Annotated in this window: 20 protein-coding genes and 2 pseudogenes; 14 read left to right on the top strand and 8 right to left on the bottom strand. The window is 62.1% G+C overall.

The window, feature by feature from the left end; translation table 11 throughout:
• Positions 1-131: 131 nt before the first annotated feature.
• Both antB and antA read right to left on the bottom strand, forming a co-directional pair.
• Positions 132-623 (bottom strand): anthranilate 1,2-dioxygenase small subunit, encoded by a 492-nt coding sequence (antB, locus tag C4J87_RS21435; RefSeq protein ID WP_124368337.1) that lies wholly within the window; start codon positions 621-623, stop codon positions 132-134.
• Entirely contained in the window at positions 623-2,014 is a 1,392-nt protein-coding gene (gene antA / locus C4J87_RS21430; RefSeq protein ID WP_124368336.1) for an anthranilate 1,2-dioxygenase large subunit, read from the bottom strand. Before antA ends, antB begins: the two co-directional genes overlap by 1 nt.
• A gap of 312 nt (positions 2,015-2,326) precedes the next feature.
• Between antA and C4J87_RS21425 the strand changes: the two genes are divergently transcribed.
• Entirely contained in the window at positions 2,327-3,319 is a 993-nt protein-coding gene (locus C4J87_RS21425; protein WP_124368335.1) for a helix-turn-helix domain-containing protein, read from the top strand.
• Positions 3,320-3,450: 131 nt separating this feature from the next.
• Here C4J87_RS21425 and C4J87_RS21420 read toward each other — a convergent pair whose 3' ends face one another.
• The gene (locus tag C4J87_RS21420; RefSeq protein ID WP_124368334.1) at positions 3,451-4,326 is read right to left on the bottom strand and encodes a LysR family transcriptional regulator; all 876 of its coding nucleotides are present in this window, start codon (positions 4,324-4,326) and stop codon (positions 3,451-3,453) included.
• A 114-nt stretch (positions 4,327-4,440) separates the two neighbouring features.
• Between C4J87_RS21420 and C4J87_RS21415 the strand changes: the two genes are divergently transcribed.
• The 3 genes from C4J87_RS21415 to catA are packed head-to-tail and all read left to right on the top strand — an operon-like array spanning position 4,441 to position 6,842.
• Positions 4,441-5,568, top strand: coding sequence for a muconate cycloisomerase family protein (locus C4J87_RS21415; RefSeq protein ID WP_124368333.1), 1,128 nt, complete (start codon positions 4,441-4,443; stop codon positions 5,566-5,568).
• 12 nt (positions 5,569-5,580) lie between these two features.
• A complete protein-coding gene (catC, locus tag C4J87_RS21410) occupies positions 5,581-5,871 on the top strand; it encodes a muconolactone Delta-isomerase (RefSeq protein ID WP_124368332.1) in 291 nt (96 codons plus the stop codon).
• A gap of 41 nt (positions 5,872-5,912) precedes the next feature.
• Positions 5,913-6,842, top strand: coding sequence for a catechol 1,2-dioxygenase (gene catA / locus C4J87_RS21405; RefSeq protein ID WP_124368331.1), 930 nt, complete (start codon positions 5,913-5,915; stop codon positions 6,840-6,842).
• Between the two features lie 124 nt (positions 6,843-6,966).
• On the opposite strand, the gene C4J87_RS21400 is transcribed toward catA, so the two are convergent.
• Positions 6,967-7,440, bottom strand: a complete 474-nt coding sequence (locus tag C4J87_RS21400) for an Lrp/AsnC family transcriptional regulator (RefSeq protein WP_124368330.1) — start codon at positions 7,438-7,440, stop codon at positions 6,967-6,969.
• 143 nt (positions 7,441-7,583) lie between these two features.
• Here C4J87_RS21400 and kynU point away from each other — a divergent pair, with 143 nt between their 5' ends.
• On the top strand, positions 7,584-8,834 hold the full coding sequence (kynU, locus tag C4J87_RS21395; RefSeq protein WP_124368329.1) for a kynureninase: 1,251 nt from the start codon (positions 7,584-7,586) through the stop codon (positions 8,832-8,834).
• Positions 8,835-8,990: 156 nt separating this feature from the next.
• On the top strand, positions 8,991-10,397 hold the full coding sequence (locus C4J87_RS21390) for an amino acid permease (RefSeq protein WP_124368328.1): 1,407 nt from the start codon (positions 8,991-8,993) through the stop codon (positions 10,395-10,397).
• Here the strand turns inward: C4J87_RS21390 and C4J87_RS21385 are convergent.
• Positions 10,343-11,239, bottom strand: coding sequence for a LysR substrate-binding domain-containing protein (locus C4J87_RS21385; protein WP_124368327.1), 897 nt, complete (start codon positions 11,237-11,239; stop codon positions 10,343-10,345). The genes C4J87_RS21390 and C4J87_RS21385 overlap by 55 nt on opposite strands.
• 92 nt (positions 11,240-11,331) lie before the next feature.
• On the opposite strand from C4J87_RS21385, the gene C4J87_RS21380 reads away from it, so the two are divergent.
• The 4 genes from C4J87_RS21380 (at position 11,332) to C4J87_RS21365 (ending at position 15,662) form a co-directional block, all read left to right on the top strand.
• Positions 11,332-12,099 (top strand): sulfite exporter TauE/SafE family protein, encoded by a 768-nt coding sequence (locus C4J87_RS21380; protein WP_124368326.1) that lies wholly within the window; start codon positions 11,332-11,334, stop codon positions 12,097-12,099.
• Positions 12,100-12,128: 29 nt separating this feature from the next.
• Complete coding sequence (locus C4J87_RS21375) at positions 12,129-13,025, top strand: LysR family transcriptional regulator (protein ID WP_124368325.1); 897 nt, start codon at positions 12,129-12,131, stop codon at positions 13,023-13,025.
• 103 nt (positions 13,026-13,128) lie between these two features.
• On the top strand, positions 13,129-14,022 hold the full coding sequence (locus C4J87_RS21370) for an NAD-dependent epimerase/dehydratase family protein (RefSeq protein ID WP_124368324.1): 894 nt from the start codon (positions 13,129-13,131) through the stop codon (positions 14,020-14,022).
• Positions 14,023-14,216: 194 nt separating this feature from the next.
• A complete protein-coding gene (locus tag C4J87_RS21365; RefSeq protein WP_124368323.1) occupies positions 14,217-15,662 on the top strand; it encodes a SulP family inorganic anion transporter in 1,446 nt (481 codons plus the stop codon).
• A gap of 2 nt (positions 15,663-15,664) precedes the next feature.
• Here C4J87_RS21365 and C4J87_RS21360 read toward each other — a convergent pair whose 3' ends face one another.
• Positions 15,665-16,039: a lysozyme inhibitor LprI family protein gene (locus C4J87_RS21360; protein ID WP_124364376.1), complete on the bottom strand. Its 375-nt coding sequence runs from the start codon at positions 16,037-16,039 to the stop codon at positions 15,665-15,667.
• A 245-nt stretch (positions 16,040-16,284) separates the two neighbouring features.
• Between C4J87_RS21360 and C4J87_RS21355 the strand changes: the two genes are divergently transcribed.
• Genes C4J87_RS21355 through C4J87_RS21340 form a run of 4 tightly spaced genes read left to right on the top strand, consistent with a single transcriptional unit; the run spans position 16,285 to position 20,383 of the window.
• Positions 16,285-17,634 carry a gluconate:H+ symporter gene (locus C4J87_RS21355; protein WP_256679910.1) on the top strand — a complete coding sequence of 450 codons (1,350 nt, stop codon included), beginning with the start codon at positions 16,285-16,287 and terminating at the stop codon, positions 17,632-17,634.
• A gap of 25 nt (positions 17,635-17,659) precedes the next feature.
• On the top strand, positions 17,660-18,520 hold the full coding sequence (locus C4J87_RS21350; protein WP_124364374.1) for a MurR/RpiR family transcriptional regulator: 861 nt from the start codon (positions 17,660-17,662) through the stop codon (positions 18,518-18,520).
• A gap of 1 nt (position 18,521) precedes the next feature.
• A complete protein-coding gene (locus C4J87_RS21345) occupies positions 18,522-19,985 on the top strand; it encodes an amidohydrolase family protein (protein WP_124368321.1) in 1,464 nt (487 codons plus the stop codon).
• A 29-nt stretch (positions 19,986-20,014) separates the two neighbouring features.
• Positions 20,015-20,383 carry a glyoxalase superfamily protein gene (locus tag C4J87_RS21340; RefSeq protein WP_124368320.1) on the top strand — a complete coding sequence of 123 codons (369 nt, stop codon included), beginning with the start codon at positions 20,015-20,017 and terminating at the stop codon, positions 20,381-20,383.
• A 47-nt stretch (positions 20,384-20,430) separates the two neighbouring features.
• Here the strand turns inward: C4J87_RS21340 and C4J87_RS26760 are convergent.
• Both C4J87_RS26760 and C4J87_RS26755 read right to left on the bottom strand, forming a co-directional pair.
• Positions 20,431-21,024 (bottom strand): annotated as a pseudogene (locus C4J87_RS26760) (methyl-accepting chemotaxis protein); the annotation flags it as partial.
• Between the two features lie 309 nt (positions 21,025-21,333).
• Positions 21,334-22,350: pseudogene (locus C4J87_RS26755) on the bottom strand (methyl-accepting chemotaxis protein); the annotation flags it as partial.
• Between the last annotated feature and the right edge of the window lie 80 nt (positions 22,351-22,430).

The raw sequence follows: 22,430 nt of genomic DNA, 5'->3' as shown, positions 1-22,430 counted from the left end.
TAAGTGTGATCTTCTGTAGGAGCGAGCTTGCTCGCGAAAAACGTCAACGATGACGCCGGGCAGCCTGGATGCACGCGGTGTACTTGAGTTCTTCGCGAGCAAGCTCGCTCCTACAGGGGAATGCGCCAACGTCAAAGGTGATAGAAGTCCAGCACCGAGTTGATGGTGTCGTTCAGCAATAACGCGTGCTTGCGGGTGATCAGCCAGCTGTCGCCGTGTGGCTTGAGGCGGTAAGTGGCCTGCCCGTAGAACTGCTCTGAAGTCGCCAGCCGGTAGAACAGCGTGTGCCAATTCAACTTCACGTCCAGCTCGCCGCCCGCCAACTCGACAATGCGCACGTTGTTGATCAGGTGCAGGGTGCGCGGCATCGGCGTGGCCGAGGCGGCCTTGCCGGTTCGCAGGCGGAATACCCGGTCCTCCAGCCCTGAGCGGTTGGCGTAATAGATCAACGACATCTCGCGCTTGGGGTCCTGGGTGTAGACATGTTCGGAGTCCCATTGCGGCAGGTGGAATTCGCTCTGTGGGTCGAACAGCTGCACATAGGCATCCCAGTCCTGGGCGTCGCACAGTGCGGATTTGCGGTAGAAGAATTGCTCGATCTGGTACTGCAACTGCGCATTCATCACTGCACCTCCCGCAGTTTCAGCGCTTGCTGGTCCAAGCCGTTGAGCAGGAACTGCTGCCAGTTGCGGTGCTGGTTGACGTACAGGCCTTCGTGGGTGAATTCGGTGCCGGTCATGGCCGGCTGGATACCGATGGCTTCGCTGTTGGGTGTCGGCCCGGTCTGCCAGCGATGGCTGCCGCGCGAAATATCGCTCCAGCGCTCCAGGCGGCCCTGGAAACCGCGCTGGGCTTCGCGAAACTCCACCAGGTCATCCGGCGTGCCCATGCCCGACACATTGAAAAAGTCCTCGAACTGGCGAATGCGGTTTTCGCGGTCGGCGTCGGACTCGTGCTTCACCCCCAGGCACTGGCTGATGATCTCGGTCTTGTTCCACGCCAGCGGGCGGATGATGCGCAGTTGGGAGCTGATCTGGTCGAGAAAGAACAGGCTCGGGTAGATATTCAGGTTGCGCAGGCGGTGCATCATCCATTCGGCCTTCTGCTGGCCGTGTTCGGCCACCAGGCGCGGCATGATGGTGGCGTAGCCGGAGCGTACGCTGGGGTTGGGCATGTCGCTGAACAACAGGCTGTGGCCGTTGTTGAAGGCGAACCAGCCGTCGTCGGTATTGGCGTCGCCGGCGCCGAGCTTGCTGTAGTCCAGGGTAGTGCCGGCACTGGCGCCGTTTTCGCTGTTCACCTGCTGGCGATGCTGCACCGTGGCCACGTAGTTATAGTGCACGGTGCTGACGTGATAACCGTCCAGGCCGTTTTCGTTCTGCAGCTTCCAGTTGCCGTCGTAGGTGTAGGCGGACTTGCCCGGCAGCACCTCCAATTCACCCGTTGCAGATTGCGCCACCATCATGTCGAAGAACACTTTGGCATCGCCGAGGAAGTCTTCCAGGCTGTCGGTTCCAGTCACGTCGAGGCTGATAAACACAAAGCCCTTGTAGCTGTCGATGCGCGCCTTTTTCAGGCCACGGGTGGCTTTGTCGAAACCTTCCGGGTATTCCCCCGGCGCCTTGACCTTCACCAAGCGGCCATCGCTTTTGTAGCACCAGGCGTGGAACGGGCAGGTGAACGTGGACTGGTTGCCTTTGCCTACGCGGGTGAGGGTAGTACCGCGATGCTGGCAGGCATTGATCAGCGCATTGAGCCGGCCTTCGCCGTCGCGGGTGATGATCATCGGCTGGCGCCCGGCGCGCATTGTTACGAAATCGTGGTTATTGGCCAATTCGCTTTCGTGGCAGGCGTAGATCCAGTTCTTCTCGAAGATCAGTTCCATTTCCAGGTCGAACAGTTCGGGCTCGGTGAACATGTCGCGGGCGATGCGGAACACTTCATCGGCCGGGCGAAAGTCCAGGCAACTTTCGATAAAGGTTTTCCACTGCTCGACGTTTCTTGCACCACTCATGGGAGGCACCTTGTTTGATCAGGGCTAATCGGTGGTTCATTAGAGGCAGCGGTGCAGGGTGCGGGCTATCCGCTTAATCGGGGAAGATGGGCCGCAAAGTTGGGCGGCAAATACTCAACCCGGTGCGCAGCGGTGACGTGATGCGCTACTGTCATTGCGGGTAAGGGCCGAAAACAGCCGGGCGTTATCCACTTAGTCGACCTTTGCTATCCACCCAGTGAGCAGTGCGCTGGCGTGGCGTGGAACTTGCTGTCGAACCCTGACGACGCGCCGCCAGAGCGCGCAAACGCCTGACCGCCGTGGGTGCACCTGATGAATAGCCAGACACGCGATATCCGTATTCAACGCTTCGACCTGGAGGGTGCCTGCAGCTGGATGTGCGGTATCTGCGGGCCCCATCGTTTGGCGACGGCCACGCCGGAACGCCTGCGCTTTCACCACAGCGCCAATGTGTTCAAGTCCCGCGCCACCACCCTGGGCGTGATCGAATACGGCACCGACGTGACCATCGACATCGAAGACGCCGAGCACTTCAGCAGCTACAGCCTGAGCCTGCCGTTGATCGGCGAACAGGAGCTGAGCAAGAACGGTGAGCGCCTGAGCTCCAACCGCGACCAGGGGGTGATCATTGCGCCCAACGAGCATCAGGTGCTGGCGATTTCCGGTGACTGCCGCAAGTTGCAGGTGGTGATCACGCGCGCGGCCATGAGCGAGTCGCTGGAAGGTTTGCTGCAACGGCCGATCGAGGCGCCGCTGCGCTTCGAACCGGTGATGGACGCGGTGGACGGCGCCCCGGCCTCGTGGTGGCGCATGGCACGCTACTTCATTGCCGAGTTTGAGCACCGTAGCGAGTTGTACGAGCAAGCGGCGTTTACCCGGGACCTGGAAAGCTCGCTGATCAAGGGCTTGATCCTGGCCCAGCCGAACAACTACTCCGAAGAACTGCGCGACGTGTTGGGCGTGAAGTTGCCGCACTACCTGATCCGGGCGCGCCAGTACCTGCACGACAATGCGCGCGAGGCAGTGCATCTGGAAGACCTGGAGGCGGTGGCCGGCGTGTCGCGCTTCAAGCTGTTCGATGCGTTTCGCAAGTACTTTGCGCTGTCGCCCATGGCGTATTTGAAGAAGCACCGGCTGGTGGCGGTGCGTCAGGAAATCCTCGAACAGGGTGACACGCGTACCATCTCCGAAATCGCCCTGGGCTGGGGCTTTACCCACTTGGGACGGTTCTCGGCGGAGTACCGCAAACTGTTCGATGAGTCTCCCAGCCAAACCCTGCAACGCAAGCGCCTGCGCAGTCTCTAAACGCCATGAAGATCCAATGTGGGAGGGGGCTTGCCCCCGATTGCGGTGTATCAGTGACAGATGTACTGACTGACACTCCGCCATCGGGAGCAAGCCCCCTCCCACATTTGAATTGCAGCGTCTGGGATAATTCAGAGCAGCTCTTCAACCAGTTGCAGGCAATGACTGAGCCCCGGCGATTGATCATTCACCCGTCGGCTGAGAATGATCGGCGAGGTCGCGGTCGCTTCCACAATCGGCGTGTAGCCGATATCCGCCCGGTGCAGCACCTGCACCGACGCCGGTACCAGCGTCACACCCATGCCGGCGCCCACCAGGCCGATAGCGGTCTGCAGCTCGTTGGTCCACTGCGCGACGTCAAGGCTCAGGCCATGGGCGTCGAACAGCGCGATCACGTGGTCGGCGTAGCTGGGTCGCGGGTTGCCGGGGTACAGCACAAAGGGTTCGGCGGCCAATTGCGCAAGGCTCGCGGGCGCGCCGAGCAATGGGTGACCACTGGACAACACCGCCACCAGTCGGTCTTGCACCAGTACACGCTGGACGATGGCCGGGTCGTCGATGCGGATCCGCCCGAAGCCCACATCGATGCGCCCGGCCTTGAGGGCTTCGACCTGCTGCACGGTGGTCATTTCCGACAAGCCCAGTTCCAACGCCAGCGACTCATGGGTGCGCAGCCGCCGAATCAGTTCCGGCAGCACGCCGTACAAGGTCGACGGCGCAAAGCCGATGCCCAGCCAGGTCTTCTGACCCAGGCCGATGCGCCGGGTGTTGTCGCACACCGTGCCCAATTGCTCGAGCAGCACATTGGCGTGCTCATAGAAAAACCGCCCGGCCTCGGTCAGCCGCAGCGGCCGGCCGCGCTCGAGCAGCACCACGCCCAATTCGTCTTCCAATTGCTGGATCTGCCGACTCAACGGCGGCTGGGCGATGTGCAGGCGTTCGGCGGCACGGGTGAAGTTGAGGGTCTGCCCCAGCATCTGGAAATAGCGCAGGTGACGCAGTTCCATGTTGGCTCCTTTAATACCTTCAAGGTATTGAACCAGACCAATTCTATATTGGAACCCTCCAACCACGCAGCACAGAATCGACGCAAACCTATAAAGAACCCAACGGGTATTGCCATGCCGATTTGTCCCATCGAGTCGATCGAAACGATCATCGTCGATCTGCCCACTATCCGCCCGCACACGCTGGCGATGCACACCATGCAAAACCAGACTCTGGTGATCATCCGCCTGCGTTGCGCCGATGGCATCGAGGGTATCGGTGAGTCCACCACCATCGGCGGCCTGAGCTATGGCAACGAGAGCCCCGAGAGCATCAAGGTCAACATCGACCGGCACTTCGCGCCGCTGCTGATCGGCCAGGACGCGAGCAATATCAACGCCGCCATGTTGCGCCTGGAGCGCAGCATCCGCGGCAACACCTTCGCCAAGTCGGGGATCGAAAGCGCGTTGCTCGATGCCCTCGGCAAGCGCCTGAACCTGCCGGTCAGCGCACTGCTCGGCGGGCGCGTGCGCGATGCCTTGCCGGTGGCCTGGACCCTGGCCAGCGGCAACACCGCCCAGGATATTGCCGAGGCCGAGAAGATGCTCGACCTGCGCCGCCATCGCGTCTTCAAATTGAAGATCGGTGCCGGTGCAGTCGAGCGTGACCTGGCTCACGTACTCGCGATCAAGCGCGCGCTGGGTGAGCGCGCCAGCGTGCGCGTCGATGTCAACCAGGCCTGGGACGAGGCCGTGGCCCTGCGCGCCTGCAAGGTGCTGGGAGACAGCGGTATCGACCTGATCGAACAGCCGATCTCGCGTAACAACCGAGGCGGCATGGCGCGGCTGAACCTGTCGAGCCCGGCGCCGATCATGGCCGATGAATCCATTGAATGCGTCGAGGATGCCTTCAACCTGGCCCGCGAAGGCGCGGCCTCGGTGTTCGCCCTCAAGATCGCCAAGAACGGCGGCCCGCGTGCGGTATTGCGCACGGCGGCGATTGCCGAAGCGGCGGGCATCGGCCTCTACGGCGGCACCATGCTTGAAGGCGGCATTGGCACGCTGGCCTCGGCACACGCGTTCCTCACGCTGGGCACGCTGGCATGGGGCACCGAACTGTTCGGCCCGTTGCTGCTCACCGAAGACATCCTCACCGAGCCGCTGCTGTATCGCGACTTCGAGCTGCATGTCTCCACCGCGCCGGGCCTGGGCCTGGCGATCGATGAAGAGCGCCTGGCGTTCTTCCGCCGGGATAAACACTAAGAGGCGCCTGCCATGTTGTTCCACGTAAAAATGACCGTGAACCTGCCGCTCGACATGCCCCCCGAGCGCGCCGCCAGCCTCAAGGCCGAAGAAAAAGCCCTGGCCCAGCACCTGCAACAAGAGGGCAAATGGCGCCACCTGTGGCGCATCGCCGGGCACTACGCCAACTACAGCGTGTTCGATGTGGAGAGCGTGCAAGACCTGCATGACACGCTGATGCAACTGCCGTTGTTTCCCTATATGACCATCGAAGTGAATGCGCTGTGCCGGCACCCGTCGTCGATCCATGACGACGACCGCTGAGCCTTTTTTGCACCCGATAATTACAAGATGAGGATTGCACCATGTCCACCCGACTGTCCCAGACGGCCCACGCCCAGCAGTTTCTCGAACAAGCCAGCGGCAATCTCAATGATGGCGGCAACCCGCGCACCAAGGCGCTGATCTACCGGATCCTGCGCGACACCGTGAACATCATCGAAGACCTGGAAGTGACCCCGCAAGAGTTCTGGAAGGCGGTCAACTACCTCAACGAACTGGGCAAACACCAGGAAGCCGGCTTGCTCGCCGCCGGGCTGGGCCTGGAGCATTACCTGGACCTGTTGATGGACGCCGCGGACATCGAAGCCGGCAAATCCGGTGGCACGCCACGCACCATCGAAGGCCCGCTGTACGTGGCCGGTGCGCCGTTGTCCAAGTACGAAGCGCGCCTGGATGATGGCACGGACGATGCCGTGCCGCTGTTCATGGGCGGGCAGGTGCGCGACACCGACGGCAAGCCGTTGGCGGGGGCGATTGTCGATGTGTGGCAGGCCAATACCGGCGGCACGTATTCGTGGTTCGACCCGACGCAATCGGAGTTCAACCTGCGCCGACGCATCGAGACCGACGCCCAGGGCAACTACCGATTTCGCAGCATCGTGCCGTCCGGCTACGGCTGCCCGCCGACCGGGCCGACCCAGCAGCTGCTCGACCAATTGGGGCGTCACGGGCAGCGTCCGGCGCACATTCACTTCTTCATTTCGGCGCAGGGGCATCGGCACCTGACCACCCAGATCAACCTGTCGGACGACCCGTACCTGCATGATGACTTTGCCTACGCCACGCGCGATGAATTGATCGCCGAGATTCGCTTCAGTGACGACCAGCAACTGGCGCGGGAGTTTGGCGTGGAGGGTCGGTTTGCGCAGATTGATTTTGACTTTGAATTGCAGCCAGCCGCGGCGCCGATAGAGCAGCAGCGCATGCAGCGAGTCCGAGCCCTCGAGGACTGAACGCGGTCAAAAAATGTGGGAGGGGGCTTGCTCCCGATAGCGATGTGTCAGTCAGTAAATATGTCACTGACCCACAGCTATCGGGGGCAAGCCCCCTCCCACATTTGAACAGTGGTGTTGCTGGTTATTTGCGCACCACCAGATCCAGCACCTCATCCCGATCCTTGATCTTCTGCAACACAATCTCCGAACGGATATCCATCACCCCCGCCGTGCGGTTCAGGTGGTTCACGATAAAGTCCGAAAAGTGCTTGAGGTTGCGCGCCTGTACCCGCAGCACATAGTTGCTGGCGCCGGTGATCACATAGGCACTGGCCACTTCCGGCCAGCCCTGCACTTTCTGGATGAACGTCTCATGCCAGTCCTCCACATCCTGGCGCAACGACAGATGCACGATGGCCTCAAGCTCAATGCCCAACTGCTCGGCATTGAGTACCGCGCGATAGCCGCTGATCACGCCCTCGCTCTCCAGCAGGCGCAAACGGCGCAGGCAGGCGGAGGGCGACAGTGCGACTTTTTCCGCCAGTTCCTGGTTGCTGATACGGCCATCCTGTTGCAGGAAATGCAGGAGGCGCAGGTCGGTGGCATCAAGAATCATGGTTGGCATAAATCCGCGTGTTTGCAGGTTAAATTCGAATTTCCTACAGCTTAAATAGCCCTTCGCCCACCACTTTGCACGAAAATTCTCTAAAAGTTCGTTCATTATTTGCTGCATATTCCCGATAAAAACCAGGACCACCCATGACCACCCGAAGCCATTGCCAAGCCCTCGATACCCAGGACGCGCTGGCGCCATTGCGCCGCGAATTTGCCTTGCCCGAGGGCGTGATCTACCTCGACGGCAACTCCTTGGGCGCGCGCCCGGTGGCTGCGTTGGCGCGGGCGCAACAGGTGATCGGGCAGGAGTGGGGCGATGGCTTGATTCGCAGCTGGAACAGCGCGGGCTGGGCGGATTTGTCCCAGCGCCTGGGCAATCGCCTGGCGCCACTGATCGGTGCGCGGGAGGGCGAAGTGGTGATCACCGATACCACTTCCATCAACCTGTTCAAAGTCCTCAGCGCCGCGCTGACCGTGCAGCGCCAGCGCCAGCCGGCGCGCAAGGTGATCGTCAGCGAAGAGAGCAACTTTCCCACCGATCTGTACATCGCCGAGGGTCTCGCCGAATTGCTGCAACAGGGTTACTCGTTGCGCCTGGTCAACAGCCCGGACGAACTGCCCCAGGCCATCGATGAGGACGTGGCGGTGGTGATGCTTACCCACGTCAACTACAAGACCGGTTACATGTACGACATGCTTGCGCTCACTGCCTTGAGCCATGAATGCGGCGCGCTGAGCATCTGGGACCTGGCCCATTCGGCGGGCGCGGTGCCCATCGACCTGCACGCGGCCGGCGCCGATTATGCGATTGGCTGCACCTACAAATACCTCAATGGCGGCCCCGGCTCCCAGGCGTTCGTGTGGGCCAACCCGGCGTTGGTGGACCTGGTGCGCCAGCCGCTGTCCGGCTGGTTCGGGCATACCCGCCAGTTCGCGATGGAATCCAACTATGCGCCGAGCGCCGGCATCGCCCGCTACCTGTGCGGCACCCAGCCGATCACCTCGCTGGCCATGGTCGAGTGCGGCCTGGAGATTTTCGAACGCACCGATATGAGCAACCTGCGCAGCAAATCCCTGGCCCTGACCGACCTGTTTATCGCCCTGGTCGAAGCGCGCTGTGCGGCCCATCACCTGGTGCTGATCACACCCCGTGAACATGCCCGGCGCGGCAGCCATGTCAGCTTCGAACACCCGCAAGGCTATGCAGTGATCCAGGCCCTGATCGCCCGTGGTGTGATCGGTGACTACCGCGAGCCGCGCATCATGCGCTTCGGTTTTACCCCGCTGTACACACGCTTTACCGACGTGTGGGACGCCGTGGAAATCCTCGCTGACATTCTCGACAACGCCACCTGGGACCAGCCGCAATTCAAGATTCGCCATAGCGTCACCTGAATACACCCAGATCCAAATGTGGGAGGGGGCTTGCTCCCGATAGCAGTGTGTCAGTAGGCATATCAGTGCCTGACACACCGCTATCGGGAGCAAGCCCCCTCCCACAGGGGATTTGTGGCAACAGCAGCAATCACAATAATAAAAGGGGCACATCACGTGACCACGCCAGACAACGGCTTTGCAGACATTACCCACCGCGAACTGGGCCTGAGGCGCCAGCTCACTTCGGGCCAGATGAGCATGATCGCCATCGGCGGCGCTATCGGGACCGGGCTGTTCATGGGCAGCGCCTACGCCATCGGCTATGCCGGGCCCAGCGTGTTGCTGAGCTACGCCATCGGGGCGTTGATTACCTTGATCTTGATGGGGTGCCTGGCGGAGATGACGGTGGCCCATTCCACCTCCGGCTCCTTTGGTGCCTACGCCGAGTTCTACATCAGCCCGCTGGCCGGGTTCCTGGTGCGGTATGCCTACTGGGCGGCAATTGTGTTGGCGGTGGGGGCCGAGGTCACGGCGGTGGCGATGTACATGAAGTACTGGTTCGCCAACGTGCCGGAATGGGTGTGGATCGTGTCGTTTTCCAGCGTGCTGATCCTGCTCAATGCGATCAGCGTGAAGACCTTCGGCACCTTCGAATACTGGTTCTCCACCATCAAGATCAGCGCCATTGTCGGCTTCATCATCCTGGCGCTGTACGTGGTGTTCGGTTCCGGCAATCCGGATTACGGCGTGCAGAACTACACGGCCCATGACGGGTTTTTCCCCCATGGGTTGAGCGGCATGTGGGTGGCGGTGATCGTGTCGATCTTCAGCTATTTGAGCGTGGAAATGATCGCGGTGGCGGCCGGCGAAGCGGCCGACCCGGAGCAGGCGGTGAAGAAAGCCTTTCGCGCGACCATCGTGCGCCTGGTGGTGTTCTACCTGCTGACCCTGGCGCTGATGCTCGCCATCGTGCCGTGGAACCAGGCCGGCCAAGCCCAGAGCCCGTTCGTCACGGTGATGCAGACCATCGGCATTCCCGGCGCCACCGGGGTGATGAATTTCGTGATCCTGATCGCGGCGTTGTCGGCGATGAACAGCCAGCTCTACATCACCACGCGCATGATGTTCAGCCTGTCCCGCGCGGGTTTTGCGCCCAAGTCCATGGGCGCGTTGAGCAAGAGCGGCATCCCGCTCAATGCCTTGCTGCTGTCCAGCTCCGGTATCGCCTTGGCGACCTTGCTCAACCTGGTGTACCCGGAAAGCTCGTTCACGCTGATGATGGCGATCTCGATGTTCGGCGCGGTCTTCACCTGGTTCATGATCTTCCTCACGCACCTGTTTTTCCGGCGCTACCGCAAGCGCCACGGTGGGGCGAAGTTGTCCTTCGAGCTGCGCCTGTTTCCCTACAGCACACTGTTGGGCCTGGTGCTGATGGGCGCGGTGATGATCACCACGTATTTTACTGAGGCATTCAAGATGACCCTGGTGTTTGGCGTGCCGTTCCTGCTGATCCTGAGCGCGGTGTACTACGGGTTTTTCCGCAAGGGCAGGGCCAAGGTATCGAACAAGGCCCTGGCATAACCCGGCAGGTGTTCGAACGAGCGTGCGCAGAGCAGCAAGTGGCGACAGGCCCAATCCTCCTTGAGCGGCTGGGCCTTGATGCGAACGTCCGGCGGCCAGCGGTCCAGGGCGGCCTTGGGCACAATGCCCAGGCCCGCGCCCCGGGCGACCATGCGAATCACCCCATCGAAACCCTCGGCGCGGATCCGCGTTTGCAGGCGAAACCCCGCATGCAGCGCCTGTTCCTCCAGGTACACCGCCAACGCACTGCTGGCGGCGAGACCGACGTAGTCGTGTTGCAGGCTGTCGATGAAACTCACCGTGCCGGCTGCCAGCGGATGCTCCACAGGCATGATCAGCACCAGCGGATCGTCGTGAAAGGGCAGGGTCTGCAAGCCGGTTGTGTCCACCGCATCGGAGATGATCCCCAGGTCGGCCGTGCCTTGGCGCAGCGCTTGGGTGATCCGCAGGCTGGGCAGCTCCTGCAGGTCGATATCGAGGTTGGGGTGCGCGCACAGAAAGTCCGCCAATCGCTCCGGCAGGTATTCGCTCAGGGCTGTGGTATTGCACAGCAGGCGCACCTGGCCTTTGACGCCGTTGGCGTATTCGGCCAGGTCTTGTTGCAGATGCTCGGCCTGTTGCAGCAGCAGGCGGGCGTGGCGGCCCAGGGCTTTGCCGGCGGGTGTCGGGGTGACGCCACGGCGGCCACGTTCCAGGCATTCGACGCCCAGTGAAGCCTCCATCGCCCGAATGCGTGCGCTGGCGGCGGCCAGGGATAAATGACTGCGGGCGGCGCCGGCGGTGATGTTGCCGGCGTCCAGTATGTGCAGGTAGAGGCGCAGGTCGATCAGGTCAAAGTGCATGGCTCAAGATTTCCTCTGCCTCATCCAAAACAAGAGGCTGCCTCAGTATATGGCGAATTTCCAACGGTTCATCCACACCGCACACTTACGTCATGACGACTTTACTGGCTTTCTACCAAACCCTCGGCCCGGCCCTGACACTGCTGGTGATCGGCACTTTCCTGCTGGCCGGCACGGTGAAGGGCGTGATCGGCCTGGGCCTGCCCACCGTGGCCATGGGCATGCTCGGCCTGGCTATGTTGCCGGCACAGGCTGCGGCGTTGCTGATCATTCCTTCGACGGTCACCAACCTCTGGCAACTGGCGCTGGGCGGTCACCTGGGCACCTTGCTCAAGCGCCTGTGGCCGATGCTGTTGCTGATTTTTTTCGGTGCCGGCCTGGGCACGCTGTGGCTGGGCATGGACGCCGGGCCGTGGGTGGTGCGCGCATTGGGCGGGGCGTTGTTGCTGTATGCGGTGAGTGGATTATGCCTGCCCACTTTCCAGGTCGGGCCGCGCACCGAGCGCTGGCTGGGCCCGCTGTGTGGGCTGATCACGGGCCTCATCACCGCGGTCACCGGCGTGTTCGTGATTCCCGCAGTGCCCTATCTGCAAGCTCTAGGCTTGAGCCGTGATCAGCTGGTGCAGGCGCTGGGGCTGTCGTTCAGCGTGTCGACCCTGGCGTTGGCCGCCGGGCTGGCCTGGCGCGGTGCGCTCGGCGGCGGTGAAGTCGGTGCGTCGTTGTTGGCGCTGGTGCCGGCCTTGCTGGGCATGTGGCTGGGCCAGGCGTTGCGCCAGCGCATCAGTGCGCTGTGGTTCAAGCGGGTTTTTTTCACCGGCATGGCGCTGCTGGGAGGCCATTTGTTGCTGAGTGGTCAATAATGAGCCCGAGCCGATAACCAGGACCGCCCGTGAAAGCCCGATCCGATGAACTGCAGATATTTGTCAGCGTGATTGAATGCGGCTCGATTTCCGCCGCCGCCGAGCAGGTTGGGCAGACGCCGTCGGCGGTCAGTCGCACCTTGTCGCGCCTGGAAGCCAAGCTCGATACCACCCTGATCAACCGCACCACGCGGCGCATGGACCTGACCGAGGAGGGCCGGTATTTCTTCGAGCAGGCCAAGGTGATCCTGGCGCAGATGCAGGCGCTGGAAGAGCGCCTGTCGTCACGCCAGAAAAAACCGGCCGGGCGGCTGCGCATCAATGCGGCGGTGCCGTTCATGCTGCACGGGATCCTGCCGTACGTCGGCGAGTTTCGTGACCTGTACCCAGACATCCAGTTGGAGCTCAACAGCGACGACGTGATCATCGACCTGCTGGAGCAAAGCACCGACATCGCCATTCGTATCGGCACCCTGGCCGACTCGACCCTGCATGCCCGCGCGCTGGGCAGCACGCCGCTGCACATCCTGGCCAGCGCCGACTACCTCAAGCAACACGGCACACCGAGCACCGTTGCCGAATTGGCCGAGCATACCTTGCTGGGCTTCACCCAGACCGACACCCTCAACCATTGGCCGCTGCGCCATGGCGAGGGCGACCGCTGGCTGATCCAGCCGGGCATCGCCGCGTCCAGCGGTGAAACCGTGCGCCACCTGGCTTTGCAGGGGCAGGGCATTTGTTGCCTGTCCAACTTCATGACCCACGAAGACATCGAGGCCAGGCGCCTGGTACCGCTGCTGGAAGCTTTCAATAGTGGCTATCGCCAGCCGATCCATGCGGTGTATTACCGCAATTCGCAACTGGCGTTGCGTATCCAGTGTTTCCTGGATTTCATCCAGGCCAAGCTGGCACGTTATGCGGTGTGATTCGTGACTGGCGCGCAAGAGTGAATTGGCCTGTACGGGGTTATTCGACGCCAGGGCGTGCTTGATACTGGGGTCATCACTTACCCAGTCAGGAGCACTCTCCATGAATGTATTCGTTACCGGCGCAGCCGGTTTTATCGGCGGCTCCATCGCCACCGGCCTGGTCAAGGCCGGCCACGCCGTCACCGGCCTGGTGCGCAGCGCCGAGCAAGCCGCGCAAATGACGGCACTGGGCATCACCCCGGTGATCGGGACTTTGGATGACGCCGCTGTATTGACCGAGCAGGCGCAGCACGCCGATGCGGTGATCAATGCCGCCAGCAGCGACCACCGTGCGGCTGTCGAAACCCTGCTGGCTGCCTTGAAAGGCTCCAACAAGGTGTTCCTGCACACCAGCGGTTCGAGCATCGTTGGCGATGCGTCGGGCGGCAAGGCCAGTGAGGTCATTTACGTTGAGGACAACCTGCCGGAGCCGACCGTCGACAAAGCCGCTCGCGTGGCGATCGATAACCTGATCCTGGCCGCTGCTCAGGAAGGTGTGAATTCGGCGGTGATCTGTAACACCCTGATCTATGGTCACAGCCTGGGCGTGAAGCGCGACAGCGTGCAATTGTCACGCTTGCTCAAGCAGGCCCGCAAGAGTGGAGTAGTACGCCACGTGGGGCCAGGGCAGAACATCTGGTCCAACGTGCATATCGAAGACGTGGTCGCGCTGTACCTGCTGGCGCTGACGAAGAATGTGCCGGGCACTTTCTACTTCGTCGAAAGCGGCGAAGCCTCGTTTATCGACATGACCACGGCCATCGCGCAAGCGCTTGAACTGGGCGAACCGCAGGATTGGCCGCTGGCCGAGGCCGAAGCCGAGTGGGGTTATGAAATGGCCAACTACGGCCTGGGCTCCAACAGCCGGGTGCGCGGCAAGCATGCCCGTGAGCTGCTGGGCTGGGCGCCGAAGCGTACGTCGGTGGTGGAGTGGATTCGCCACGAGATGGTGTGATGTTCGCTTGATATCGAGGTGAGGCTATCGGGGGCAAGCCCCCTCCCACACTGGACCGCGTCGCACCGGCTGTACTCGGCCAAATGTGGGAGGGGGCTTGCTCCCGATTGGCCGCGCCTCGGTCCCGAAGGCTAGCCCCGCGCCGCTCAATTCCGTACCATTCCTCGCCTCATCCCCCGCAACCCTGGTATTCCATGAAGCTCACCCGTCTGCGCGCCGATGCCCTGGCCGGCCTCACCACGTCATTTGCCTTGCTGCCCGAATGCATCGCCTTTGCCTTGGTGGCCCATCTCAACCCGTTGATGGGGCTTTACGGCGCTTTCATCATTTGCACCCTCACCGCATTGTTCGGTGGTCGCCCCGGTATGGTGTCGGGGGCAGCCGGTTCGATGGCGGTGGTGATCGTGGCGCTGGTGGTGCAACACGGCGTGGAATATTTGCTGGCGACTGTGTTGCTGGGCGGGTTGATCATGGTCGCTTTCGGCCTGTTGCGCCTGGGCAAGCTGGTGCGCATGGTGCCGCACCCGGTGATGCTGGGGTTCGTCAACGGCCTGGCGATTATCATTGCGCTGGCGCAGTTGGAGCACTTCAAGAACGGTGAAACCTGGCTCAGCGGTACGCCGTTGTACGTGATGGCCGGGCTGGTCGTGGTGACCATGGCCATCGTCTACCTGCTGCCACGCCTGACCCGCGCCGTGCCACCGGCCCTGGTGGCGATCCTCGGCGTGGGCCTGGCGGTGTACCTGCTCGGCCTGCCCACCCGCACCCTGGGCGATATGGCGCACATCGCGGGCGGCCTGCCGACCTTCGCCCTACCGCAGATCCCCTGGACCTTCGAAACCCTCGGCATCATCGCGCCGTATGCGTTCCTGATGGCCATGGTCGGTCTGCTGGAAACCCTGCTGACCCTCAACCTCACCGACGAGATCACCGAAACCCGTGGCTACCCCGACCGCGAAAGCGTGGCCCTGGGCGCGGCGAATATGGTCTCGGGCCTGTTCGGCGGCATGGGCGGTTGCGCGATGATCGGGCAAACCGTGATCAACCTCAGTTCCGGCGGGCGTGGACGTTTGTCCGGGGTGTTCGCCGGGGTGATGATCCTGCTGTTCATTCTGTTTCTGTCGCCGCTGATCGAGCGGATTCCGCTGGCGGCGCTGGTGGGGGTGATGTTCGTGGTGTCCCAGCAGACCTTTGCCTGGGCGTCGTTGCGGGTGATCAACAAGGTGCCGCTCAATGACGTGCTGGTGATCATGGCGGTGACGGTCATCACCGTGTTCACTGACCTGGCGACCGCAGTGCTGTGCGGCATCGTGATCGCGGCGCTGAACTTCGCCTGGCAACAGGCCCGCGAGCTGTATGCCGATGAACACCTGGAAGCCGATGGCAGCAAACTTTATCGTCTGCACGGCACGTTGTTCTTTGCCTCGACCACGCCGTTCCTGAATCAATTCGACCCAGCCAACGACCCGGCCCAGGTGACGCTCGATTGCCGGCACCTGAGCTTCGTCGATTATTCAGCGATTGCTGCGCTGATGACCTTGCGCGAGCGCTACCGCAAGGCGGGCAAGCAGGTGCGCGTGCTGCATTTGTCGGAGCGCTGCAAGAAGCTGCTCAAGCGGGCGAAGGTTCAACACGACTAGGGTTACGGCCCAACCAGGTCTTCCAGTTCCTGGGCGCGGGTCTGGGTCATGTCCAGTACGCAGCCGGAGCCGTTGACCTGGTCGATGGTGCCGCCAGTGGCACTGCCGGCAAAGGCGCAATTGGCGTCACGGTATTTGATCCACAGGCGCTGCAGGTCTTGCAGTTGGTCCTTGCGGTTGCCTTCCTGGGCGGCCAGCGCGGTCTTGTAAGCCTTGTTCAGCCGGGCATCCTGCACTTTGGCCTCCTTGACGTTGCAACCGACCATCTCGGCGGTGGTGTTGGCGCCGTCCATGCATTTTTTCAGCGCCGGGTTATCGGCGGCGGCGGCGCTGCCGCACAGGGTAATCAGCAGGGCGGCTAGTGTGAAACGCATCATGTTCGGTTCCTGGCAGCAGTGGATGTGCATTCTATGACTCAACCGCGTGGGTTGAGTTTCCAGCTTTTTCTGGTCCTCATGTAAGAACACTCCTCGAATTTTCATACGGCGGTGTCGGGCATATCCCACCGCGACAGCGCTTATCCCTGGGCGAAAATTACTTTCATATAATTTGAAAATCATCCTCGGTAATGATTTATGAGTTTCACAACCTATTCGACGTGACCCTTTCCGAGGAGTACCGCATGGCCGCATCACCGGGCTTCGGGCTATTGGCATACGCTGCCATCGCCATCATTGCTTTGATCGTGCTGATTGCACGTTACCGACTCAACCCGTTTATCGTTATCACGCTGGTGTCCATTGGCCTGGCGCTGATGGCCGGGATGCCGGCGGACACCATCATGGGCTCTTACGAAGCGGGGGTCGGCAAGACCCTGGGGCATATCGCTTTGGTAGTGGCGCTGGGCACCATGCTCGGCAAGATGATGGCCGAGTCCGGTGGCGCGGAGCAGGTGGCGCGCACGTTGATCAACCGTTTCGGCGAACGCAATGCCCACTGGGCCATGGTCTGCATCGCGTTTCTGGTGGGGCTGCCGCTGTTTTTCGAGGTGGGTTTCGTGTTGCTGGTGCCGATCGCCTTTACCGTGGCGCGGCGCGTGGGCGTGTCGATCCTGATGGTCGGCCTGCCGATGGTCGCCGGCCTGTCAGTGGTGCATGCGCTGGTGCCGCCGCATCCGGCGGCGATGATGGCGGTGCTGGCCTATAACGCCTCGGTTGGGCAGACCGTGCTGTATGCGATTCTGGTCGGTGTTCCTACGGCGATCATCGCCGGCCCCGTGTATGCCAAGTTCATCGTGCCGCGCATTCACCTGCCGGCGGAAAACCCGCTGGAACGACAGTTCATCGAGCGTGAACCGCGCACCCGTCTGCCGAGCTTCGCGCTGACCATGAGCACTATCCTGTTGCCGGTGGTACTGATGATGATTGGCGGCTGGGCCAATGTGATTTCCACGCCCGGCACCGGCTTCAACCAGTTCCTTTTATTCATCGGCAACTCGGTGATCGCGCTGCTCGTGGCGACCCTGGTGAGTTTCTGGACCCTGGGGCTGGCCCAGGGCTTCAACCGTGAGTCGATCCTCAAATTCACCAATGAATGCCTGGCGCCGACGGCGAGCATCACCCTGCTGGTGGGCGCGGGCGGTGGCTTGAATCGCATCCTGGTGGACGCCGGTGTCACCCACGAAATCCTTGGCCTGGCCAATGCGTTCCAGCTCTCGCCGCTGGTGATGGGCTGGTTGTTCGCCGCGCTGATGCGGATCGCCACGGGCTCGGCCACGGTGGCGATGACCACGGCCTCCGGCGTGGTCGCGCCGGTCGCCCTGGGCCTGGGTTATCCACACCCGGAATTGCTGGTACTGGCGACCGGTGCGGGTTCGGTGATTTTTTCCCACGTCAACGACGGCGGCTTCTGGCTGATCAAGGAATACTTCAATATGACGGTGATCCAGACCTTCAAGACCTGGACCGTGCTGGAGACGTTGATTTCGGTGGTTGCCTTCGCTCTCACCTACGGCCTGTCTCTGGTTTTATGAGCCGCATCCTGTCACTCGGAGCCCCATGGACATCCTCTACCAGATCCGCGCCCGCCAGGCGTCCTTCAGTGCCGGCGAAGGGCGTATCGCCAAGCTGCTGCTCGATGACGTGGGCTTTGCCGCGTCGGCCAGCCTGGAAGCGTTGTCGCAACGGGCCGAGGTCAGTACAGCGACCTTGTCGCGCTTTGCCCGCAGTGTCGGTTGCCGCGACTTGCGTGACCTGCGCCTGCAACTGGCCCAGGCCAGCGGCGTGGGCAGCCGCTTTCTGGACCCGGCGGGGTTGCCGGAACAGTCGGCGTTTCATCGGCAGATTCTCGGTGATATCGAAGCGACGCTGCGCCAGCACCTGTCGGGGTTCAACCAGGACAGCTTTGTCGATGCAGTGAGCCTGCTGGGCAAGGCGCGGATGATCCACGCGTTCGGCATGGGCGGCCCGTCGAGCCTGTGCAGCGATGAGTTACAGGTGCGCCTGGTACGCCTGGGCTATCCGATTGCAGCCTGCCATGACCCGGTGATGATGCGCGTGACCGCCGCGACCCTGGGGCCGGAACACGCGCTGATTGTGTGCTCGCTGACCGGCCTTACGCCTGAGCTGTTGGATGTGGTGACGCTGGCGCGCAACTACGACGCACGCGTTGTCGCCATCACCCTGGCCGATTCCCCACTGGCCGAGTTGGCGGATGTGCTGCTTCCGCTGCAACCGGCTGAAACCAGTTTTATCTACAAACCCACGGCTGCGCGCTACGGCATGCTGCTGGCTATCGACCTGCTTGCCACCGAACTGGCGCTGGCCATGCCTGACGCCAACCAGGAGCGCCTGCGCCGGATCAAGCTGGCCCTGGACGACTATCGCGGCGGCCCCGACAGCCTGCCGCTTGGAGACTGATATGAAGTACGACACGCTGATTCGCCAGGCGCAGATCATTGATGGCAGCAACCGTGCAGGTTATGTCGCTGACGTGGGCGTGCGTGATGGGCGCATCGAGGCGATCGGCGACTTGTCCACAGCGATGGCCGAGCATGAAATCGACGCGACAGGCCGCGTATTGGCGCCAGGGTTTATCGACGTGCACACCCACGATGACACGGTGGTTATCCGCCATCCGCAGATGCTGCCCAAACTCAGCCAGGGCGTGACCACGGTGATTGTCGGTAATTGCGGCATCAGCGCCTCACCGGTCAGCCTGCGCGGCAATCCGCCCGACCCGATGAACCTGCTGGGCAATGCCGAGGCTTTTGCCTACCCGCGCTTTGTCGATTATCGCGCGGCGGTGGAACTAGCCCACCCAGCGGTCAACGTCGCCGCCCTGATCGGCCACACGGCATTGCGCAGCAATCATATGGATGACCTGCACCGCACGGCCACGGCCCACGAAATCACGGGCATGCGCATGCAGTTGCAGGCGAGTCTGGAGACCGGTGCCCTGGGTTTATCCACCGGCCTTGCCTACGCCAGCGCCTTCAATGCAGACACCGACGAGGTGCTGCAACTGAGTGAAGAGCTGACGGCTTATGGCGCGGTGTACACCACTCACTTGCGCAGTGAATTCGAGCCGGTACTGGAGGCAATGGACGAAGCGTTCCTGATCGGCCGGCACGCCAGGGCCCCGGTGATTATTTCCCACCTCAAGTGTGCTGGTGCGGGAAACTGGGGACGTAGCCCGCAACTGCTGGCGGCACTTGAAGCGGCGGCGAAAACCCATCCGGTAGGGTGTGATTGTTATCCCTACGCGGCCAGCTCCTCGACCCTGGACCTCAAGCAGGTCACCGATGCGTTCCGCATCACCATCACCTGGTCCACACCGCATCCTGAAATGGGCGGGCGTGACCTGCAGGACATTGCCGCCGAGTGGGATGTTTCGTTGATGGACGCAGCCCGCCGCCTGCAACCGGCGGGAGCGGTGTACTACGGGATGGACGAGGCGGATGTACGGCGCATTTTGGCGCACCCTTTGTCGATGGTCGGGTCGGATGGGTTGCCTGGAGACCCGTTTCCCCATCCGCGCTTGTGGGGCGCGTTTCCTCGGGTGCTGGGGCATTTCAGCCGGGATGTCGGATTGTTCCCGTTGCACACCGCTGTGCACAAAATGACCGGGCTGTCGGCGGCGCGTTTTGGCCTGGCTGAGCGAGGCGAAATTCGTCAAGGGCACTGGGCTGACCTGGTGTTGTTCGACCCGTTACGCGTGCGGGATGTAGCGGACTTCAAAGAACCACAGCGGGCAGCCGAGGGCATTGATGGCGTGTGGGTCAACGGTGTGTTGAGCTACCGCGAAGGGCAGGCGACGGGGCTGCGCTCGGGTCGATTCCTGGCGCGCAACGGGGATTTGCGTCGGGGTTTTTCGCCTCTATAGTGAGTGCTTTCAAACAGGGAGCCATCGCGATGCACTTAGGAAAAGTCACCCCCATCCTGCGGATTTTCGACGAGGCCAAGGCGCTGGAATTCTATGTCGACTTTCTCGGGTTCAAGGTCGACTGGCAGCATCGCTTCGAGGCGGATTTTCCGTTGTACCTGCAGGTGTCGCTGGGCGAGTGCGTGCTGCATTTGTCCGAGCATCATGGCGATGCGTCGCCGGGCGCAGCGGTGCGTATCCAGGCGCAAGGGATAGACGCGTACCAGCAGCAATTGCAGGCCAAGGGCTACCGCTATGCCAAGCCTGGCGTGGAGGAAACAGCTTGGGGCTCGCGGGAGATGAGTATCAAGGACCCGTTTGGGAATCGGCTGGTGTTTGTCGAGGAGGGTGAAGAGTAATTGCAGCCCCGGTCAGTGACCGGGGCTACCTCTGTGGTGAGCTTCCTTTACACCCGGAAATGACTGACCATCTGCTGCAACTGGCTACCCAAACGCGCCAATTCCACGCTCGACTTGGCCGTCTCGTCACTCGCCGTAGCGGTCTGCTCCGACACATCGCGTACGTTCACAATGCTGCGGCTGATCTCTTCGGCCACGGCGCTCTGCTCTTCGGCGGCGGCGGCGATCTGCTGGTTCATCGACTGGATATTCGACACGGTACGGGTGATATTTTCCAGCGATACGCCAGCCTTGCGCGTCAGCTCGACGCTGCTGTCGGTGAGGCTGCGGCTGTTGTTCATCACGTTGGCCACTTGTTGGGTACCGTTCTGCAAGCCGGCCACCAGGCCTTCGATTTCCTCGGTGGATTTCTGCGTACGCTGGGCCAGGCCACGTACTTCGTCGGCGACCACGGCGAACCCACGACCGGCTTCACCGGCGCGCGCAGCTTCAATCGCCGCGTTGAGTGCCAGCAGATTGGTCTGTTCGGCCACGGCCTTGATCACATCCATCACGCTGCCGATCTTGTTGCTCTCTTGTTGCAGGTGGGCCATGGCGTCGGTGGAGCGCGCCACTTCAGCCGCCAGGCGTTCGATCTGGGCGATGGCCTCGGCCACAACTTTATCGCCCGCGCGCGCTTGGCCGTCGGCATCGGCGGCGGCCAGTGAGGCCTGTTCGGCGTTGCGTGCCACTTCCTGCACGGTGGCGGTCATTTCATGCATCGCCGTAGCGACCTGGTCGGTCTCGATCTTCTGGCTGTTGACGCCGGCGCTGGTCTGCTCGGTCACCGCCGACAGTTCCTCAGCGGCGCTGGCGATCTGGGTCACGCCATCACGAATCCCGCTGATCAATTCGCGCAAGGTGGTGCCCATGCGCTGGATGCCTTGTTGCAGCACGCCCAGTTCGTCACGGCGAGTCACCTGGATGTTGTGGCTCAAGTCGCCCGAGGCGATGCGTTCGACCACCGCCAGGGTGTCTTGCAGCGGACGGGTGATCTGGCGAGTGATCACTAGCGCCGCGATGATGCCCACCAGCAGGGCCAGCAAGGTGCTGATCAATTGCAGGCTACGGGCCTGGGCGCTTTCGGCGTCGCGACGTTCCAGCTGGATGTCGTACAGCTTGTCGCTGATCGTGACGATATCGGTGCCTTGGGTGGTCATCTCGGCACGGGCGGTAACGATGTTGGCGTTGGCGGCCTTGTAGCTCTGCACGGCGCTGCGATAGGCACCGAGTGCGGTGTCCAGCGCGGCCAGCGCGGTTTGCTGGCTGGTGCCGAAGACGGCGTTGAGGCTTTTCAAGCTCGCGATGGCTTTGTCGATTTGTGCAGCGGCGCGGGCTTCGTTTTCTGCGTTGACGGTGTTGGTGTAACCCCGCACTTCGTAGCGCGCCAGCATGAACTCTTCCTTGGCGTCGGTCACGGCCTGGAACTGAGCGAAACGCTCCGGGCTGTCGGGCATCTGCTGCACGCTGGTGTCCAGGGCGTTGATTTGTGCGTTGGCGATGTCGGCTTTGTCGCCCATGACCTGGCGCGCAGCATTGCCGTTGCGATAGGCCTCGCGCATTTTGTTCAAGGACTGCTGATAAGCCGTGATGACGGCTTTCTGTTCATTGAGCAGCTTGAGGTTTTCCGGGCTCTTGAAGCTGTCCAGCAGTTTCTGTTGCTGGGCGGCGAAGGCGTCGAGGCTGGTCTGCACGTTCTGCGCCACGGCTTCGTCACCGTTGGCCAGCATGTATTGCAGGCGCACGATGCGCAGCTTGGTCAGCGAAGCATTGAGCTGGGTGATGTCGCTCATCCAGTTGCTGCGGTCGATCAAACCGCCCAGGCTGGTCCAGCCGGTGAGTGCCAGGATCGAGGTGAGGACCAGTACCAGGCCAAAGCCCAGGCCGAGTTTGAGGTTGACGCTGATGTTACCGAACCAGCTGTTCATCGAAAGCTCCTTGAGAGTGATGTCTGTCTGCTGGACGGGGTGTTGTTGTTTGAGCCAGCCAAGATGTGTAGGGCTGTATC

Origin of the sequence: Pseudomonas sp. R1-43-08 (genome assembly GCF_003852255.1) — a bacterium.
Lineage (GTDB): Bacteria > Pseudomonadota > Gammaproteobacteria > Pseudomonadales > Pseudomonadaceae > Aquipseudomonas.
The sequence above is the reverse complement of the archived record's forward strand: the minus strand, read 5'-3'. Positions and strand labels throughout refer to the sequence as shown.

Coding starts and splice junctions, on each gene's coding strand:
- antB (WP_124368337.1), bottom strand. CDS start 623: ATGAATGCGCAGTTGCAGTACCAGATCGAGCAATTCTTCTACCGCAAA.
- antA (WP_124368336.1), bottom strand. CDS start 2,014: ATGAGTGGTGCAAGAAACGTCGAGCAGTGGAAAACCTTTATCGAAAGT.
- C4J87_RS21425 (WP_124368335.1), top strand. CDS start 2,327: ATGAATAGCCAGACACGCGATATCCGTATTCAACGCTTCGACCTGGAG.
- C4J87_RS21420 (WP_124368334.1), bottom strand. CDS start 4,326: ATGGAACTGCGTCACCTGCGCTATTTCCAGATGCTGGGGCAGACCCTC.
- C4J87_RS21415 (WP_124368333.1), top strand. CDS start 4,441: ATGCCGATTTGTCCCATCGAGTCGATCGAAACGATCATCGTCGATCTG.
- catC (WP_124368332.1), top strand. CDS start 5,581: ATGTTGTTCCACGTAAAAATGACCGTGAACCTGCCGCTCGACATGCCC.
- catA (WP_124368331.1), top strand. CDS start 5,913: ATGTCCACCCGACTGTCCCAGACGGCCCACGCCCAGCAGTTTCTCGAA.
- C4J87_RS21400 (WP_124368330.1), bottom strand. CDS start 7,440: ATGATTCTTGATGCCACCGACCTGCGCCTCCTGCATTTCCTGCAACAG.
- kynU (WP_124368329.1), top strand. CDS start 7,584: ATGACCACCCGAAGCCATTGCCAAGCCCTCGATACCCAGGACGCGCTG.
- C4J87_RS21385 (WP_124368327.1), bottom strand. CDS start 11,239: ATGCACTTTGACCTGATCGACCTGCGCCTCTACCTGCACATACTGGAC.
- C4J87_RS21380 (WP_124368326.1), top strand. CDS start 11,332: ATGACGACTTTACTGGCTTTCTACCAAACCCTCGGCCCGGCCCTGACA.
- C4J87_RS21370 (WP_124368324.1), top strand. CDS start 13,129: ATGAATGTATTCGTTACCGGCGCAGCCGGTTTTATCGGCGGCTCCATC.
- C4J87_RS21365 (WP_124368323.1), top strand. CDS start 14,217: ATGAAGCTCACCCGTCTGCGCGCCGATGCCCTGGCCGGCCTCACCACG.
- C4J87_RS21360 (WP_124364376.1), bottom strand. CDS start 16,039: ATGATGCGTTTCACACTAGCCGCCCTGCTGATTACCCTGTGCGGCAGC.
- C4J87_RS21355 (WP_256679910.1), top strand. CDS start 16,285: ATGGCCGCATCACCGGGCTTCGGGCTATTGGCATACGCTGCCATCGCC.
- C4J87_RS21350 (WP_124364374.1), top strand. CDS start 17,660: ATGGACATCCTCTACCAGATCCGCGCCCGCCAGGCGTCCTTCAGTGCC.
- C4J87_RS21345 (WP_124368321.1), top strand. CDS start 18,522: ATGAAGTACGACACGCTGATTCGCCAGGCGCAGATCATTGATGGCAGC.
- C4J87_RS21340 (WP_124368320.1), top strand. CDS start 20,015: ATGCACTTAGGAAAAGTCACCCCCATCCTGCGGATTTTCGACGAGGCC.